The following is a 16,275-nucleotide window of genomic DNA, read 5'->3' as shown; positions in this document are numbered from 1 at the left end:
GCAGGGTCCTGTCTCTTGAGGCGCCTTATGCCTCGGGTCGGATCTATACGTAGCCTCCATGGTCCCATGGAGAGCGACCGGGGCACGGTTTGGGCTGGCCGCCGCCCCACTGCTAGTGTGGGCAGCTGTGTCTCATGCCCTCTCAGCGCGAGGCACGTCAATCAGAAAACACCCGGTAGGGGATCCGGACTCCTCCACGCCTTCGTCGCGCGGAGAACTCCTGGCCCGTACCAGAACCTGAAAAGGCTCATTCGTGGCGAACATCAAGTCCCAGATCAAGCGGATCAAGACCAACGAGAAGGCTCGGCTGCGCAACAAGGCCGTCAAGTCCTCCCTGAAGACCGCGATCCGCAAGGCCCGTGAGGCCGCCGCCGCGGGCGACGTCCAGAAGGCCACCGAGCTCCAGCGCGCTGCTGCGCGTCAGCTCGACAAGGCCGTCTCCAAGGGCGTCATCCACAAGAACCAGGCCGCCAACAAGAAGTCGGCGCTTGCTTCCAAGGTCGCTTCCCTCCAGGGCTGAACCTCTTCCCTGATCTGACCGCCGGAAGGACCCAGAGCGGGCCCTCTCTCATCCGCTCCCGACCGGCACCCAGAGTCTGTTCGCGGCCTGCGTTCGCCACGCGGGAACGGACTCGACAGCTGTGCGACAAGGCCCCGCCCCCGCCCTTCCCCAGGGCGCCGGACGGGGCCTTCGTCATGCCCGCTCCCGGCGGGACTTTCGCGGCAACTCTCAGCCGCGCCCTCGGGACCGGGCCGCGCGCGCGATGGTCACCACGGCCTTCTCCAGGGCGTACTCGGGATCGTCCCCGCCGCCCTTCACTCCCGCGTCCGCCTCGGCGACGGCCCGCAGCGCGACCGCGACCCCGTCCGGCGTCCAGCCACGCATCTGCTGCCGCACCCGGTCGATCTTCCACGGCGGCATCCCGAGCTCCCGCGCGAGATCGGCGGGCCGACCGCCCCTGGCCCCGGACAGCTTCCCGATCGCCCGCACGCCCTGCGCGAGCGCGCTCGTGATCATCACCGGTGCGACCCCGGTCGCCAGCGACCAGCGCAACGCCTCCAGCGCCTCCGCCGTACGCCCCTCCACGGCCCGGTCGGCGACGGTGAAGCTGGACGCCTCGGCCCGCCCGGTGTAGTACCGCCCGACGACCGCCTCGTCGACGGTGCCCTCGACGTCCGCGGTGAGCTGGGACACGGCGGACGCCAGCTCCCGCAGATCACTGCCGATGGCGTCGACGAGCGCCTGACACGCCTCGGGCGTGGCGGACCGCCCGAGCGCCCTGAACTCGCTCCTGACGAACGCGAGCCGATCGGCCGGCTTGGTCATCTTCGGGCACGCGACCTCCCGCGCCCCCGCCTTGCGCGCCGCGTCCAGCAGCCCCTTGCCCTTGGCCCCGCCCGCGTGCAGCAGCACGAGCGTGATCTCCTCGGCGGGCGCCCCCAGATACGCCTTCACGTCCTTGACCGTGTCGGCGGACAGATCCTGCGCATTGCGCACGACCACGACCTTGCGCTCCGCGAACAGCGACGGGCTGGTCAGCTCCGCGAGGGTGCCGGGCTGCAACTGGTCCGGGGTCAGGTCCCGTACGTCGGTGTCGGCATCGGCGGCCCGGGCGGCGGCCACCACCTGCTGCACGGCACGGTCGAGCAGCAGGTCCTCCTGACCCACGGCGAGGGTCACCGGGGCGAGCGGATCGTCATCAGCAGTCTTCTTGGGCATCGCGCCAAGCATCCCACGGCGCACTGACAACCTGGCCGCGCGGCCAGAGGCCCGTCAGCGTCGCCTTCCCGGGCAGCGGCGGCTCACGGCTCCTCCCGCCAGCCCTCCCACTCCCCTGCGAACTCGTCCAGCGCCGCCGGATCCAGCCGCCCGTCCTCGTCCCGCAGCAGCACCAGCCACTGCGCGTCCTCCGCGTCGTCCTCGCCCGCCAGCGCGTCCCGCACCAGCCGAGGCTCCTCGGCGACCCCGAACCGCTCGCTCAGCGCCTCGGCCGCCTCCTGTGCCGCGTCCCGGTCCGGCAGCACCAGCACATGTCTCACATCGCTCACGGCCTCATTGTCGGGCACCGCCGCGCCCCACGACGATCCGGACGGGCGGCTCAGCCCCTGGGCACGATCTGCACGTCCAGGTCGACCCGGATGCTCGGCCCGACGACGGCGATCCCGCGCGCCAGCATCGTCTGCCAGCTCACGGTGAAGTCGTCCCGGTGCAGTTCGGTCGTGGCGCGGCAGGCCGCCCGCACCTCGCCCTCCATGCCGTTGCCCATGCCGAGGTACTCGGTGTCGAGGGTGACCGTCCGCGTCACACCGTGCAGGGACAGCGCCCCGGTGACACCCCATCGCGCGCCGCCCCTGTGCACGAACCGCTCGCTGTAGAACTCCAGCGTCGGAAAACGCTGCGCGTCCAGGAAGTCGGCCGACCTCAGGTGGTCGTCCCGCATCCGGACGCCCGTGTCGATGGTGGCGGCGTCGATCACCACGTGCATCGCGGACCGCTCCATCTGCTCGGCGATCCGCACCGCACCCGCGAACGAGTTGAACCGCCCGTGGATCCGGGCCAGTCCGATGTGCCGGGCGGTGAAGCCGATCGAGGAATGCGCGGGCTCGATCTCCCAGTCCCCCGGCGCGGGCAGCTCCGGCGGCGCGGCGACCTGGAGGGTCACGTCACCGAGCGAGGCGAGGCAGTTCTCGCCGACCTGCGCGGTGGCCCGGTAGGGCGCGAACCCCTCGGCGGACACCGCCAGCCGGTACTCCCCCGCGGGCACCGTCGTCACGAACGACCCGTAGGGGTCGGCGCCGCCGCTGACCACCGTGCGCCCACTGGTGTCACTGACCGCGAACTCCGCGTTCGTCACCGGTTCGTTGACCGGGTCCAGCACCCGGCAGCTCAACACCCCGGCGTCCGGCGGAGTCTGCACCGCCGCAAGAGGGCTCGTCCGCTGCACCCGGTTCGTTCGGTTTCCCATCAAGCGGCCGAACATCCACGCCACCCCTGTACGCCTCGCCACCATCCGTTACCGAAGGAACATTCGATCACTGATGCGGCTTTCGAGGCAACACGCGACCACATCAAGGGAATGCAGCACATCCGCCGGAACAACCCACGAGTAGCACGCTAAGCGGCAGTAGAGACGTGTCATCCCCCGAAGGGCGAATTAGCCGTTCCGGTCCTCCCCCGGCGGGTTCCGCACGACCGGCACACGGTCCAGCGCGATCCCGAACCGCTCCCGGTACACCCCGAGCACCTCGCCGTCCCGCCCCAACTCCCGCACCTCACGCGTCCCGTCGGCCGCCGTCACCGTCAACCTCCGGCCGCTCAGCGTCACCCGTCCACCGTCCTCGGTGACCCGGGAACAGACCAGCGACTGCGTGAAGTGCGACGCCGGGGAGGTCCTGTGCCACCACGCCCCGGCCGTGAAATCCCCGAGCACCCGCGGCCTGACCTCCAGCCGGTACTGCGGCTGCCCGTCCCGCAGCACGTCCAGATCTCCGGACGCCGCGTCCCGCGACACGCCAGGATCTCCGGAGATCCCGTCGCGCGACACGTCCACGCCTCCGCCCGCAGCGCGGCCCGCCCCGCTCACCCCGGCCGCGTCCGGCCCAGCCGCCGTGATCCGGAACGTCCCGCCGGGATCGGCCTGTTCGCCCCGCTCCGCGAACGCCAGCGGGTAGTGGCTGTGTGCCCCGAACCCGACGTCCGCCAGCCATTCGGCGCCGTCCACCGTCCGCACCCGCAACGCGAGATGGTCGTACGGGATGCCCAGCCGCCCCTCCTCCCCGTACACCCGCCCCGCCAGCGGCGTCACCCCGAACCCCAGTCCCGTGAGCAAGGCGGCGAAGGCGCCGTTGAGCTCGTAGCAGAACCCGCCCCGGCCCGCCCCCACCACTTTGTCCAGCAGCCTGTCCTCCTCCAGCACGATCTCCTCGCCGAGGTGGATCGACAGGTTCTCGAAGGGCACCGCCAGCAGGTGCCGCAGATGCAGCTCGCGCAGCGCCTCGGCGGTCGGTCGGGCCGGGCGGGCGGCGCCGAGGCGGTGGAGGTAGGCGTCGATCCGCGCGGAGTCAACCGAGTTCATGCCCTCAGTCTCGCGCCACTCTCAGCTCGCCCGCCTGCCGTCCGCCGCCACCACCACCGCCACCGGTCACCGCGAGCGCCCCGTCCCGGTCGGTCCGCAGCACCACCGCCCCCAGGTGCTCCAGCTCCGCCACCGTGCCCGGTGCCGGGTGCCCGTACGGGTTGTCCACCCCGCAGGAGATGAGAGCGACCCTCGGCGCCACCAGACGCAGCAACTGCGGATCCTGATACGCCGACCCGTGGTGGGCCACCTTCAGCACATCCACCCGGCCCAGCTCGGCCGCCGACGGCGATCTCAGCAGTTCCTGCTGGGCCGCCGGTTCGAGATCACCGAGCAGCAGCATCCGCAGCCCGGCCGAACGGACCAACAGGGCGACACTGGCGTCGTTCGGGCCGTCCGGTTCCGGTGCCGGATCAGAGGGCGGCCACAGCACCTGCCAGTCCAACGGCCCGGTCCTGCGCCGCTCCCCGGCGACCGCCCGCGTGATGGGAACATGATGCGCGGCGGCCTCACGGACGACGAACTCCACCTGGTCGGCGGGTTCCGCGAACCCGGTCGTCTCGATCTGCGCGACCTCACGCCCCCTCAGCACCCCCGGCAGCCCCGCCACGTGATCGGCGTGGAAGTGGGTGAGGACGACCAGCGGTACCCGGGTGATGCCCAGTTCCCGCAGACAGTGGTCGACCAGTTTCGGATCGGGCCCGGCGTCGACGACCACCCCGGTGCCCGCGCCGGCCGCGAGCACGGTCGCGTCGCCCTGTCCGACGTCGCACATCGCCAGCCGCCAGCCGGGCGGCGGCCAGCCCGTGACCACCCGGGCCAACGGCGCCGGCCGGACCACCAGCAGGACCAGCAGCACCCCCAGCGCCCCGCACCACCACGGGTGCCGCAGCAAGCGCCGCCCCAGCAGCACGACTACCACCGTGACCCCGGCCAGCACGAACGCCCCCGCCCAGCTCCCCGGCCAGTCCACTCCCGCCCCCGGCAACCCCGCCCCCGCCCGGGCGATCCCGGCGATCCAACCGGCGGGCCAGCCCGCGCACCAGGCCAGCACCCTGGCCACCGGCATCGCCACCGGCGCGGCCGCGAGCGCCGCGAACCCCAGCACCGTCGCCGGCGCGACCGCGATCTCCGCCAGCAGATTGCAGGGCACCGCCACCAGGCTCACCCGCGCCGACAGCACCGCGACCACCGGCCCGCACACCGCCTGCGCGGCGGCTGCCGCGGCCAGGCCCTCGGCCAGCCGCTCCGGCACCCCGCGCCGCCGCAACGCCTCGCCCCATCCCGGCGCCAGCACCAGAAGCGATCCGGTGGCCAGCACGGACAGCAGGAAGCCGTAACTGCGAGCGAGCCAAGGGTCGTACAGCACCAGCAGCAGGACCGCCGTCGCCAGCGCCGGCATCAGGGACCTGCGACGGCCGGTCGCCAGGGCCAGGAGGGCGACGGCTCCGCAGGCCGCCGCCCGCAGCACACTGGGATCGGGTCGGCACACGACGACGAACCCGAGGGTGAGCGCCGAGGCGAACAGGGCGGTCGCCCGCAGCGACAGCCCGAGTCGCGGGGCGAGCCCACGGCGCTCGACCTGCTGGGCCAGCCCCGGCGGTCCGATGAGCAGGGCGAGCAGGATGGTGAGGTTGCTGCCCGACACGGCCAGGGTGTGTGCGAGATCGGTCGCCTCGAAAGCCTCGTCCAGTTCGGGGGTGATCCGCGAGGTGTCTCCGACGACCAGTCCCGGCAGCAGCGCCCGCGCGTCCTCGGGCAGCCCGTCGGTCGCCTCCCGCAGCCCGGCCCGCAGCCGTCCGGCCAGCCGCTGCGGTCCACTCGGCTCACCCACCACCACCGGCGCGGGACGCTCCCGCACCCGCAGCATCGCCGCGACCCGGTCCCCGCCGACCGTGGGCGCCGCCAGCCGCGCGGTCAGCCGCAACCGCGTGGAGGGCAGCAGCCCGAGCCACCGCGTCCGACCGCCACCGCCGGGCGCCGGCACGCCCGGATCGACGACCACCAGCACCGGCGAACGCGTCGTCTGCGCCGTCCCGTCGCCCCGCTCCACCCGCCTCACCTCGCCGCGCACCAGCACGGCGGCCGACGTGGTGTGATCTCCCCGCACCCGCGGCCTGCTGACCCAGGGATCACCGGTGAGTTCCACCTCCGCGGTCACCGTCGCGTACCCGCGGGCCAGTTGTGGCACCGGCCCCCGGCGCACGTCCGCCCCGTGCAGCCCCGCGGAGGCGGCCGCCCCGGCGACGCAGAGCAGCAAGGCACCGACGGAGGCCCGCCGCCACGTCGGCCGCGGCAGTACGAGGTGGGCACGGCGGGTGACGGAGGGGGCGGCGGGAGGGGCTGCCGAGGAGGTGGTCGGGAGGCTCCCCACCGCGTTCCCCGGCCGCTTTCCGGCTCTGCTGCGCCACACCAGGATCAACCCGGTCAACGCGCAGCCGACGACGATCCCGGTCGTCCACCCCGGCGACGCGTCCAGCGTCAGCGCCGCCGTCGCCCATACGGCCAGGGCGGGCGGCACGAGCCGCAGGTCGGCGGCGCCCTCCTGCCGAGGGTGCGCGATCCCCGGTCGCCGGTCCGAGCCGTCGTGCGCGGCCCGGCGACCGGCCTCAGTTCCGGGCGGGGTGCCGTCGGTCGTCCGGCTCATGGCCGTACCAGGTCCCTCAGGTCCGTGAAGCGACGGTCACCGATGCCCTTGACCTGACGCAGTTCGTCGACCGAGCGGAAACCGACGTGCTGGGTGCGGTACTCGACGATGTGCTGGGCCAGCACCGGGCCGACTCCCGGCAGGGCGTCGAGCTGCTCCACGGTCGCCGTGTTCAGGGAGACCGGCGCCGACGGACCGGCCCCTGCCACGCCGCCTCCTGCCACCTGCCCGGCCTGGCCCGCCTGCCCTGCACCGGCCGGTGGGGCAGGCCCCCCGACGACGATCTGTTCGCCGTCCATGAGGAAACGCGCACGATTAAGCCCGTCGGTGTCCGCACCGGGGCGCACCCCGCCTGCTGCCCGCAGCGCGTCGGTCACCCGGGACCCGGCCGGCAGCGTGTGGACCCCCGGCTCCCGGACCTTCCCGGTGACGTCCACGACGATCTCGCCACCGCCGGTCCCGCCCGTCCTCCCGGCCCCGCCGGTCCCACCGGCCGCCGCGGCCGTACCGGCAGCGGCGGCCGGGGCGTCCTGCCCGTTGTTCCTCCCGGCCTTCCCGGCCTGCTCGTCCTTCTCGTACGGCGCCTGGGCGCGCACCACCTCAGGAGCGCTCACGGACTCGGTCCGGCCGGTCCAGAAGTGCTGCACCGCGAGGGCCCCGGCCACGACGAGGACCACCCCGAGGGCTACGGCGCCCCGGCGTTCCATGGCGACGCGTGTCTGAAGCCACACCGGCACCCGTTCCCGGACGGCCACCCCCAGCCGGGTCCGCAAACCCGGAAGAGCCGGCCGGCGCCGGGTCCTGGTCTCGCCGGCGAGGGTGCGGGCGGACGACATCACTGCCGCCGCCGTCGACAGCGCCGCCGCCGCTGTGCGCATCCCGGTGGTGGCCGTGCGCAGTGCGGTCGTCGCCGCGGTCAGTCCGGCCGCGGACCCGGTGCCGGCCACCGTCCCCTCCGCCGGAGGTGCTTGACCCGGTTTCGGCCCGCTGACTCCTCCTTCGCCGAAGAGGAGTTCCGCCCGGCGGCGCAGTTCGTCCGCCGGGGCCGGACGGTGGCGGGCGCCGGCCCGCACCGGGGACCGGCGATGCCGGGTGCGGCCGTCGGAGGTGGGGCCCCGGCCCGGGCCGCTGGTCGCATGTGTCTCGTGTGAGCGTGATCGAAGTGCCATGCGACGAGGATCGGGCTTTCCGCCGATCCGCGATGATCTTGCTCGGTTTCCGTGGACCGTCCGCCGGTTGTGGACAACTTCGCCACCCGGACGAGTGATCGTGACGAGGCTGCTGCCCCGCGTCCACAGGTCAGCGCGCGGACACGACCGCCCCGAGCAGCCCGGGTCCGGTGTGCGCCCCGATGACCGCTCCGACCTCGCTCACGTGGAGGTCGGCCAGCCCGGGCACCCGTGCCCGCAGCCGGTCGGCCAGCGCGGCGGCGCGGTCGGGGGCCGCGAGATGGTGGACGGCGATGTCCACTTCCGCCCCGTCGGCACGCTCAGCCGCGAGTTCCTCGAGGCGGGCGATGGCACGGGACGCCGTCCGTACTTTCTCCAGGAGTTCGATCCGGCCGCCGTCCAGTTGGAGCAGGGGTTTCACGGCGAGCGCGGACCCCAACAGGGCCTGGGCGGCGCCGATGCGGCCGCCGCGGCGCAGATAGTCGAGGGTGTCGACGTAGAAGTACGCCGAGGTGCCCGCGGCCCGCTTCTCCGCCGCCGTGACGGCCTCGTCCACGGTGCCGCCCGTCTCGGCTGCCTCGGCCGCCGCGAGCGCGCAGAAACCGAGCGCCATCGCGACCATCCCGGTGTCCACCACCCGTACCGGGACGGGTGCTTCGCGGGCCGCGACGACCGCCGCGTCGAAGGTGCCCGACAGTTCGGCGGACAGGTGCAGCGAGACGATGGCGGTGGCCCCGGACTCCGCGACCTTCCGGTAGGTCTCGGCGAACACTTCGGGGCTGGGCCGGGACGTGGTGACGGAGCGCCGTTTCTGCAGCGCCTGGGCCAGGGACCGGGTCGAGATCTCGGTGCCCTCTTCGAGCGCCCGGTCGCCGAGGACCACGGTCAGGGGAACCGCGGTGATGCCGTGGCGCTCCATCGTCCGCGGCGGCAGGTAGGCCGTTGAATCGGTGACGATCGCGACATGGCAGGACATGAGCTGGAGGTTACCTGGCGTAGCCCGGGCACGGCAGCCCGCCCCCGGTCACCCGGCACCGGACCGGCCGCGTCAAGTGGTGCTCTCCGGCCGGGGCTTCTTCTGCCACGGGTACGCCCGCGGCGGGCCCGGCGGAGTGATCGCGGACGGGGCCGGCCCCTCGGCCGCTCCGGACCGGGGCGCCTCCGGCCAGGTCTGACGGTCCTGCTGGCCCGGGGCCGCCTCGGGCCACGGCGGGGTCTCGGGGCCGGAGGCGGGCCGGGTCCAGTGCCGCAGGGCGTCCGCCTCGACACCGATCTGCGTGCTCAGGGTGTCCAGGTCGTCGTCGGCGAACCGGCGGGCCCGGTCGCGGGCCGCCCAGCGCAACGCGTCCGCGGACTCGGTGACACGCTTCGCACGCCGGCGCAGCTCGGGCAGTCTCGTGGCGAGCGTGGCCCGGTCCGGCTCGGACTCCAGGCGCCTCAGTTCGCCGTCCAGTTCGTGCCCGTGGGCGCTGAGCCGCTGGAAGAGGCCGAGGGACTCCTTCAGTGACTCGTCCTCGGCGACGCCCGCGTGCAACGCTTCCTGGGTGGCACGCATCGAGGTGCGCAGGGTGAGCCGGAGCTGGGCGATCTCGGCCGCCAGGCCGATCTGGACCATGGATTTGGCGCGCAGTGTCTGGTCCTCGACCGTGCGCCGGGCCTGCGCGATCGTGCGGTCCACACCGCGTCTGGCGGCGCCGACCGCCTTGAAGGTGATGTACGCCCCGCCGGCGACGAAGAGCAGGAACAGCACGGCGAACACGGCGATCACTGCTTCCACGATGCTCCTCCTCGCTCCCGATCGCCCCGGCCGTCTCCGAGCCCGGCGGGGACGGCCGCGCTCCTCCACGGTAAACGCAAAGGGCAGGCCCGGAGTTCCGGAAGGACCCCGAACCTGCCCGTAGGGGACCACCCGGAGGCGGCCCTTCAGATCAGCCCGTGACGATGTTGACCAGCTTCGGCGCGCGCACGATCACCTTGCGGATCCCGGCACCGCCCAGCGCCTTCACGACCGTCTCGTCGGCCAGCGCCACCTTCTCCAGTTCCTCCTCGGAGATGGCCGGCGACACCTCCAGGCGGGCCTTGACCTTGCCCTTGATCTGGACGACGCAGGTCACGGTCTCGTCGACGACGTAGTTCGGGTCGGCGACCGGGAAGTCCTGGTGCACGACCGAGTCGGTGTGGCCCAGCTTGTGCCACAGCTCCTCGGCGATGTGCGGGGCCAGGGAAGCGATCAGCAGTACCAGCGGCTCGGCGACCGTACGCGGCACCGCGCCGCCCGCCTTGGTCAGGTGGTTGTTCAGTTCCGTGACCTTGGCGATGGCGGTGTTGAAACGCAGCCCTTCCAGGTCCTGGCGGACGCCGTCGATCGCCTTGTGCAGGGCGCGCAGCGACTCCTCGTCGGGCTCGGCGTCGGTGACGGTGACCTCACCGGTGGCCTCGTCGACGATGTTGCGCCACAGCCGCTGCAGCAGCCGGAACTGGCCGACCACCGCACGCGTGTCCCACGGCCGGGAGACGTCCAGCGGGCCCATCGCCATCTCGTACAGGCGCAGGGTGTCGGCGCCGTACTCGGCGCAGATCTCGTCCGGGGTCACCGCGTTCTTCAGGGACTTGCCCATCTTGCCCAGCAGGCGGCTGACCTTCTCGCCCTGGTAGTAGTAGGCGCCGTCCTGCTCCTCGACCTCGGCGGCGGGCACCGGGAAGCCACGGCTGTCACGGTAGACGTAGGCCTGGATCATGCCCTGGTTGAACAACTTGTGGAACGGCTCGGCCGACGAGACGTGACCCAGGTCGTACAGGACCTTCGACCAGAAACGGGCGTACAGCAGGTGCAGCACGGCGTGCTCGGCACCGCCGACGTACAGGTCGACACCGCCGTGCGGCATGCCTTCGCGGGGGCCCATCCAGTACTGCTCGACCTGCGGGTCGACCAGCTGCTCGCTGTTGTGCGGATCCAGGTAGCGCAGCTCGTACCAGCAGGAACCCGCCCAGTTGGGCATGGTGTTGGTCTCGCGGCGGTACTTCTTCGGTCCGTCGCCCAGATCCAGGGTGACGTTGACCCACTCCGCGTTGCGTGACAGCGGCGTCTCGGGCTGGGTGTCGGCGTCCTCGGGATCGAAGGTGCGCGGCGAGTAGTCCTCGACCTCCGGCAGCTCCAGCGGCAGCATCGACTCGGGCAGCCCGTGAGCGACGCCGTCCTCGTCGTAGACGATCGGGAACGGCTCGCCCCAGTACCGCTGGCGGCTGAACAGCCAGTCGCGCAGCCGGAAGTTGACGGTGCCTTCGCCGATGCCCTTGTGGGCCAGCCACTCGGTGATGCGGGCCTTGGCCTCGGGGACCGGCAGACCGTCCAGCTGGATCTCGTCGTTCGACGAGTTGATGATCTTCGCGTCGTAGGAGGCGAAGGCGTCCTCCCACGTCGAGGTGTCGGTGCCACGGCCGTCGGTCGGTTCGACGATGCAGACGATCGGCAGCTCGAAGGCCCGGGCGAACTCGAAGTCGCGCTGGTCGCCGGCCGGAACCGCCATGATCGCGCCGGTGCCGTAGCCCATCAGGACGTAGTCTGCGATGAAGACGGGGATCCGCTCGCCGTTGACCGGGTTGGTGGCGTACTCGCCGGTGAAGACGCCGGTCTTGTCCTTGGCCTCGGCCTGGCGCTCGACGTCGGACTTCGACGCGGCCTGCGTGCGGTACGCGGCGACGGCCTCGGCCGGGGTGGCGTACCCGCCGGTCCACGCCTCGTGGGTGCCTTCGGGCCAGGCGGCCGGAGTGAACCTGTCGACCAGCGGGTGCTCGGGGGCCAGCACCATGTAAGTGGCGCCGAACAGGGTGTCCGGGCGCGTGGTGAAGACGGTGATCTTCTCGCCGTCGATCGGGAAGTCGACTCGGGCGCCTTCGCTGCGGCCGATCCAGTTGCGCTGCTGCAGCTTGATCGCCTCGGGCCAGTCCAGCTCGTCCAGATCGTCCAGCAGCCGGTCGGCGTAGGCGGTGATGCGCATGTTCCACTGGCGCAGCTTGGCCTTGAAGACGGGGAAGTTGCCGCGCTCGGAGCGCCCGTCGGCGGTGACCTCCTCGTTGGCCAGCACGGTGCCCAGGCCGGGGCACCAGTTGACCGGTGCGTCGGAGGCGTAGGCCAGGCGGAACTCGCCCAGGACGTCACCGCGCTCGGCGGCGGTCAGCTCGTGCCACGCGCGCGTGTGACCCGGTACGGCACGCTCACCGGACTCGAACTGGGCGATCAGTTCGGAGATCGGGCGGGCCTTTTCGGCTTCGTCGTCGTACCAGGAGTTGAAGATCTGCAGGAAGATCCACTGGGTCCACTTGTAGTAGTCCGGGTCGATCGTGGCGAAGGACCGGCGCTTGTCGTGGCCCAGGCCCAGCCGGCGCAGCTGGGCCTTCATGTTCTCGATGTTGGCCTCGGTGGACACCCGCGGGTGGGTGCCGGTCTGCACCGCGTACTGCTCGGCGGGCAGGCCGAAGGCGTCGAAGCCCAGCGTGTGCAGGACGTTGTGGCCGTTCATCCGCTGGAAGCGGGCGAAGACGTCTGTGGCGATGTAGCCCAGGGGGTGGCCGACGTGCAGGCCCGCACCGGACGGATACGGGAACATGTCCATGATGAACTTCTTGGGCCTGGCGACCAGCTCGGGGTCGCCGGCCAGGTCACCCTTGGGGTTGGGGGCCGCGTAGGTGCCGTCAGCGTCCCAGAAGTCCTGCCAGCGTGCCTCGATCTCGGCCGCCAGAGCGGCCGTGTAGCGGTGCGGCGCGACCTCCGCCGACGTGGCGGTGGCAGCGGGGTTCGTCTCGCTCATGATCCTCAAAGCTCCATCGGTCGTCTCTGCCTGCGGCTGCGAACTTTCTAGAAACGAAAAATCCCCTCGCACAGGAGGGGACGCCGCGCCGATGCCGGCCAGCCGCTTCGTGCGGCGGTCGGGACTGATCAGCGCGGCCCGCTAAGCAGAAGGCGTACGGCACGCATGGCGTCAGGGTACCGCAGCCCTTGAGCAAGCCGCGACGCGCTTACGTATCAATGGTTGACACGTGCGTCTAAGGCGACCATCGGGACGAGAGTTGAACCAGGTTCAAAGATTACTTCGCGTACCGTCCACTAAGGGACACCCCCAGGACGGCATCGCTCTTCGGTAACAACGCAATAACTGAAACCTCGTACTGATCGGTATGGCGCCACTTAGGCTGCGGCACCGGGACCGCTTTCCCGAACTGCTCGGAGTTGCCCCCATGAACCCTCGTCGTAGTAACAGCTCGCTTCCCAAGCCAGGCCGCTCGGCCTACGGGGTGGCGTCCGCTGTCGTCCTGCTGCTGATACCCGTCGTCGTCCTCCTGGGAGGCGACTGGCTGCAGCAGTTCCTGAACTTCGGTGCGGGCGTCCTGGCGCTCGTCTGCCTGACCTGCTCGTGCATCTGGGGCCTGGTGGCCCAGGACCGCATCCTCCTCAACATCCGCCAGCGGATCGTGGCCCAGGCCATCCACCGGGTCACCGCGGTGGGCTCGATCGCGTTCCTCCTCGTGCACATCGGGGTGAAGATCGCGCTGGACCACGCCGACTGGATCGCGGCCCTGATCCCCTTCGGCTGGCTGATCACCGGAGGCGGCGGCGCGAACCCGGGCAGCGCCACTCTCGTCGGCATGGGCTCCCTGGCCGCCTACCTGATGATTTTCGTGGGCATCACCGGCGCGCTGCGCAACCAGTTCGCCGCCCCCGCCGTGGTGGCCGCCCGCTGGCGCGCGATGCACATGCTGGCCTACCCGGCCCTGTGCTTCGCCCTGCTCCACGGCCTCTTCGCGGGGCGCCCGGCGAAGACGTTCTTCATGGTGTCCTACGAGCTGTGCCTGGCCGGAATCATCGCGGCCCTCGTCCTGCGCGCCGCCCCCCGCCCGTTCAAGCGCCGTTTCGCCGACCGGCTCGTCACGCTCCTCGGGGACACGGATCGGTCCCGCATGAACGATCTCGACGCGAGCCGCGCCCGGATGAGCGAGTCCGGGCTGCCCGGTTACGAGAACACGCGCGAGCGCGAACCCAGGGCTGGGCGCGCCGACACCATGTCCACGCAGTCGAACCCGCTGTTCCCCTCCGCCGCCCCCATCCCCGAGCCGGCCTCCGGCTTCGCGGCTGCCTACCGGGCCACGAACGCGCCCGGGCAGCAGCAGTCGCCCTTCGCGGCCGGGCAGACCGCACGCATGGAGCGGCTGGACCTCCAGTCCACCCAGCCCGTCCCCCGCATGGACGGCCCATCGAGCACCTCGGGCAGCTGGCCGATCCCGTCCCCGCCGCCGGTCGGCGAGGCGCCGCCGTCGGCGTACGACCCGCTCCAGGACACCGGATACAACATCCCGGTCTACGGCAATTCGGGCACCGGCGGAGCCGCTGGACGTGATGTGTACGACACGGGTGAGACGAACGCCCGCTATGGGACGTACAACTCGAATGACACATACAACAGCGGTCCCGCCAACGAACCAACGCCCGGCTCGTCCTTCGACGCGCCGGGTTCGGGCGAACCTTGGAACACGCCTTCCGGAGGCTATAGGTGAACGAGGCCCTGCCCGACGTCCCAGAAGTCCGCGTGGTCGGTCTTCCGCAGCTCACGTCGGGTTTCGACCTTGTCGAAAGACTCGATCTGCCCATGCACCTCAAGGTGCACGGGCCGCTTGAGCCGTTGGGCGGGGAGCAGCTGGCGCAGCTCTCCGAACGCATCAATCTGAAGGGCCGCGGCGGCGCGGGCTTCCCATTCCACAAAAAGCTGCGCTCGGTCGCCGAAGCGGCGATCAAGCGCGGTGTGCGGCCGGTCGTCGTCGTCAACGGCAGCGAGGACGAGCCGGCCTGCCGCAAGGACACGGTGCTGATCAACCGTGCCCCACATCTGATCCTGGACGGCGCGCTGCTGTGTGCCGAGGCCCTGGGGGCCCGCACGCTCGTCATCGGCGTCACCCGGGAGTCCACCCAGCGCTCCATGGAGCAGGCACTCGCCGAACGCGGCCTGAGCAACGGCCGCCGTTCGGCCCTGAAGGCGTTCGTCCAGCGCAATCCGGTCCGCATGGTCACCGGCGCGGCGGCGTCACTGATCCGCTCGATCGACGGCGGCCCGGCGATCCCTCCCGGACGCAAGACCAGCGCCTCGCAGAACGGCGTCGGCGGCGCGCCGACGCTGCTGTCGAACGCGGAGACGTTCGCGCAGCTGGCGATCGCCGCCCGTATCGGCCCGGAGCGGTACGGAAACACCGGCCTGTACGACGAGCCGGGCACCGTCATGCTGACGGTGTCCGGTGCCGTCGCCCGCCCCATGGTGATCGAGGTGCCCACGGGTGTGCCGCTGCGCTACGTGCTGCAGCTGGCCGGTGCCCCGCCGGTGCCGCAGGGTGTGCTCACCGGTGGTTACCACGGCAAGTGGATCGACGCGGCCACGGTCAACGAGGCGATCGTTTCCCGCAACTCGCTCGATGCGGTGGGGGGCGCGCTGGGCGCCGGCGCGATTTTGCCGATCACACAGGAGACGTGCCCGCTGGGCGAGTCGCTGCGGGTCGCCCAGTGGCTGGCGGAGGAGAGCGCGGGCCAGTGCGGTCCCTGCTACCTGGGTCTGCCGGCGGCCGCGCGGGGCATGGAGGACATCCTCAACGGCGGCGGACCGGCCGCCCTGGAGGCGCTGAAGCAGGTCGCGAAGAACGTGAAGCGGCGCGGGGCCTGCTCGCACCCGGACGGTTCCGCGATGTTCCTCGAGTCGACGATCAAGGCATTCACCGACGACCTGGCCGCGCATGTCCTCGGCAACGGCTGCGGGCGGCCCGTGGAGGGCGTTCTGCCGCTCTTCGAGGACGGCAAGATGCCCACCGGCATCCCCGGTGGCGGAGAGCCCGACGACAACGGTGGCGGCAGTCGTCAGAAGATCTACGTCGACTGGACGCTGTGCCGCGGCCACGGCCTGTGCGCGGACATCCTCCCGGAGGTCTTCGAACTCGGCGCGGACGGTTTCCCGACGGTCGCCCAGGCGAAGGTGCCGCGGTTCGCGGAAGCCAAGGCGATCCGTGCGGTGCGCCGCTGCCCGGCGCTCGCGCTGCGCCTCGAGGAGGACACGCGCTCCCAGGCGCCGGCGAAGAACCTGCCGGTGCTGTCGCAGGGCCGCGGCCGCCGAGCGCTGGGGCGCTGACCGCGGACACATCGGCGCGTGAAGTGAGGAGGGGCCCACCGGGACGGGTGGGCCCCTCCTCCTTTGCCAGGAAGGGTTTCCCGAGAGTCGCGACAACGCCGAAGGCGGACCATCCGTCCGGATGGTCCGCCTTCGATTTCTGTGGAGCTAAGGAGAATTGAACTCCTGACCTCCTGCATGCCATGCAGGCGCTCTACCAACTGAGCTATAGCCCCTTGTTTTGG

The 16,275-nt window shown here is 71.7% G+C and carries 12 protein-coding genes and 1 tRNA gene; 3 read left to right on the top strand and 10 right to left on the bottom strand.

Annotation, left to right across the window (positions count from 1 at the left end):
* The first annotated feature begins 253 nt into the window (after positions 1 to 253).
* On the top strand, positions 254 to 520 hold the full coding sequence (rpsT, locus tag AB0G52_RS23840; protein WP_046733201.1) for a 30S ribosomal protein S20: 267 nt from the start codon (positions 254 to 256) through the stop codon (positions 518 to 520).
* 210 nt (positions 521 to 730) lie between these two features.
* Here the strand turns inward: rpsT and holA are convergent, their stop codons facing one another.
* From holA to leuS, 9 genes are all read right to left on the bottom strand, one after another.
* Positions 731 to 1,720, bottom strand: coding sequence for a DNA polymerase III subunit delta (holA, locus tag AB0G52_RS23835; RefSeq protein WP_207921621.1), 990 nt, complete (start codon positions 1,718 to 1,720; stop codon positions 731 to 733).
* A gap of 83 nt (positions 1,721 to 1,803) precedes the next feature.
* Positions 1,804 to 2,049, bottom strand: a complete 246-nt coding sequence (locus AB0G52_RS23830; protein ID WP_132886735.1) for a hypothetical protein — start codon at positions 2,047 to 2,049, stop codon at positions 1,804 to 1,806.
* Positions 2,050 to 2,099: 50 nt separating this feature from the next.
* Positions 2,100 to 2,981 carry a YceI family protein gene (locus AB0G52_RS23825; RefSeq protein ID WP_132886736.1) on the bottom strand — a complete coding sequence of 294 codons (882 nt, stop codon included), beginning with the start codon at positions 2,979 to 2,981 and terminating at the stop codon, positions 2,100 to 2,102.
* 174 nt (positions 2,982 to 3,155) lie between these two features.
* Positions 3,156 to 4,076 (bottom strand): arylamine N-acetyltransferase, encoded by a 921-nt coding sequence (locus tag AB0G52_RS23820; protein ID WP_361338383.1) that lies wholly within the window; start codon positions 4,074 to 4,076, stop codon positions 3,156 to 3,158.
* A 4-nt stretch (positions 4,077 to 4,080) separates the two neighbouring features.
* On the bottom strand, positions 4,081 to 6,723 hold the full coding sequence (locus tag AB0G52_RS23815; RefSeq protein ID WP_361338381.1) for a ComEC/Rec2 family competence protein: 2,643 nt from the start codon (positions 6,721 to 6,723) through the stop codon (positions 4,081 to 4,083).
* On the bottom strand, positions 6,720 to 7,892 hold the full coding sequence (locus AB0G52_RS23810; protein ID WP_361338379.1) for a ComEA family DNA-binding protein: 1,173 nt from the start codon (positions 7,890 to 7,892) through the stop codon (positions 6,720 to 6,722). Before AB0G52_RS23810 ends, AB0G52_RS23815 begins: the two co-directional genes overlap by 4 nt.
* A 130-nt stretch (positions 7,893 to 8,022) precedes the next feature.
* Positions 8,023 to 8,868, bottom strand: a complete 846-nt coding sequence (locus tag AB0G52_RS23805; RefSeq protein WP_132886792.1) for a DegV family protein — start codon at positions 8,866 to 8,868, stop codon at positions 8,023 to 8,025.
* A 72-nt stretch (positions 8,869 to 8,940) separates the two neighbouring features.
* Positions 8,941 to 9,669, bottom strand: a complete 729-nt coding sequence (locus tag AB0G52_RS23800; RefSeq protein ID WP_361338377.1) for a hypothetical protein — start codon at positions 9,667 to 9,669, stop codon at positions 8,941 to 8,943.
* A 151-nt stretch (positions 9,670 to 9,820) separates the two neighbouring features.
* Positions 9,821 to 12,700: a leucine--tRNA ligase gene (leuS, locus tag AB0G52_RS23795; RefSeq protein WP_361338375.1), complete on the bottom strand. Its 2,880-nt coding sequence runs from the start codon at positions 12,698 to 12,700 to the stop codon at positions 9,821 to 9,823.
* A gap of 427 nt (positions 12,701 to 13,127) precedes the next feature.
* Between leuS and AB0G52_RS23790 the strand changes: the two genes are divergently transcribed.
* Positions 13,128 to 14,441 (top strand): cytochrome b/b6 domain-containing protein, encoded by a 1,314-nt coding sequence (locus AB0G52_RS23790; protein ID WP_207921623.1) that lies wholly within the window; start codon positions 13,128 to 13,130, stop codon positions 14,439 to 14,441.
* On the top strand, positions 14,438 to 16,051 hold the full coding sequence (locus AB0G52_RS23785) for an NADH-quinone oxidoreductase subunit NuoF family protein (protein WP_132886795.1): 1,614 nt from the start codon (positions 14,438 to 14,440) through the stop codon (positions 16,049 to 16,051). The genes AB0G52_RS23790 and AB0G52_RS23785 overlap by 4 nt, the downstream gene beginning before the upstream one ends.
* 142 nt (positions 16,052 to 16,193) lie before the next feature.
* Here AB0G52_RS23785 and AB0G52_RS23780 read toward each other — a convergent pair.
* Positions 16,194 to 16,266: transfer RNA gene (locus AB0G52_RS23780), tRNA-Ala, on the bottom strand.
* Positions 16,267 to 16,275 lie beyond the last annotated feature (9 nt).

The organism is Streptomyces sp. NPDC021562 (genome assembly GCF_040640875.1).
In the GTDB taxonomy this organism is placed as follows: domain Bacteria; phylum Actinomycetota; class Actinomycetes; order Streptomycetales; family Streptomycetaceae; genus Streptomyces.
Note: the sequence above shows the minus strand (reverse complement) of the source record. Positions and strands in the feature narration are given on the sequence as shown.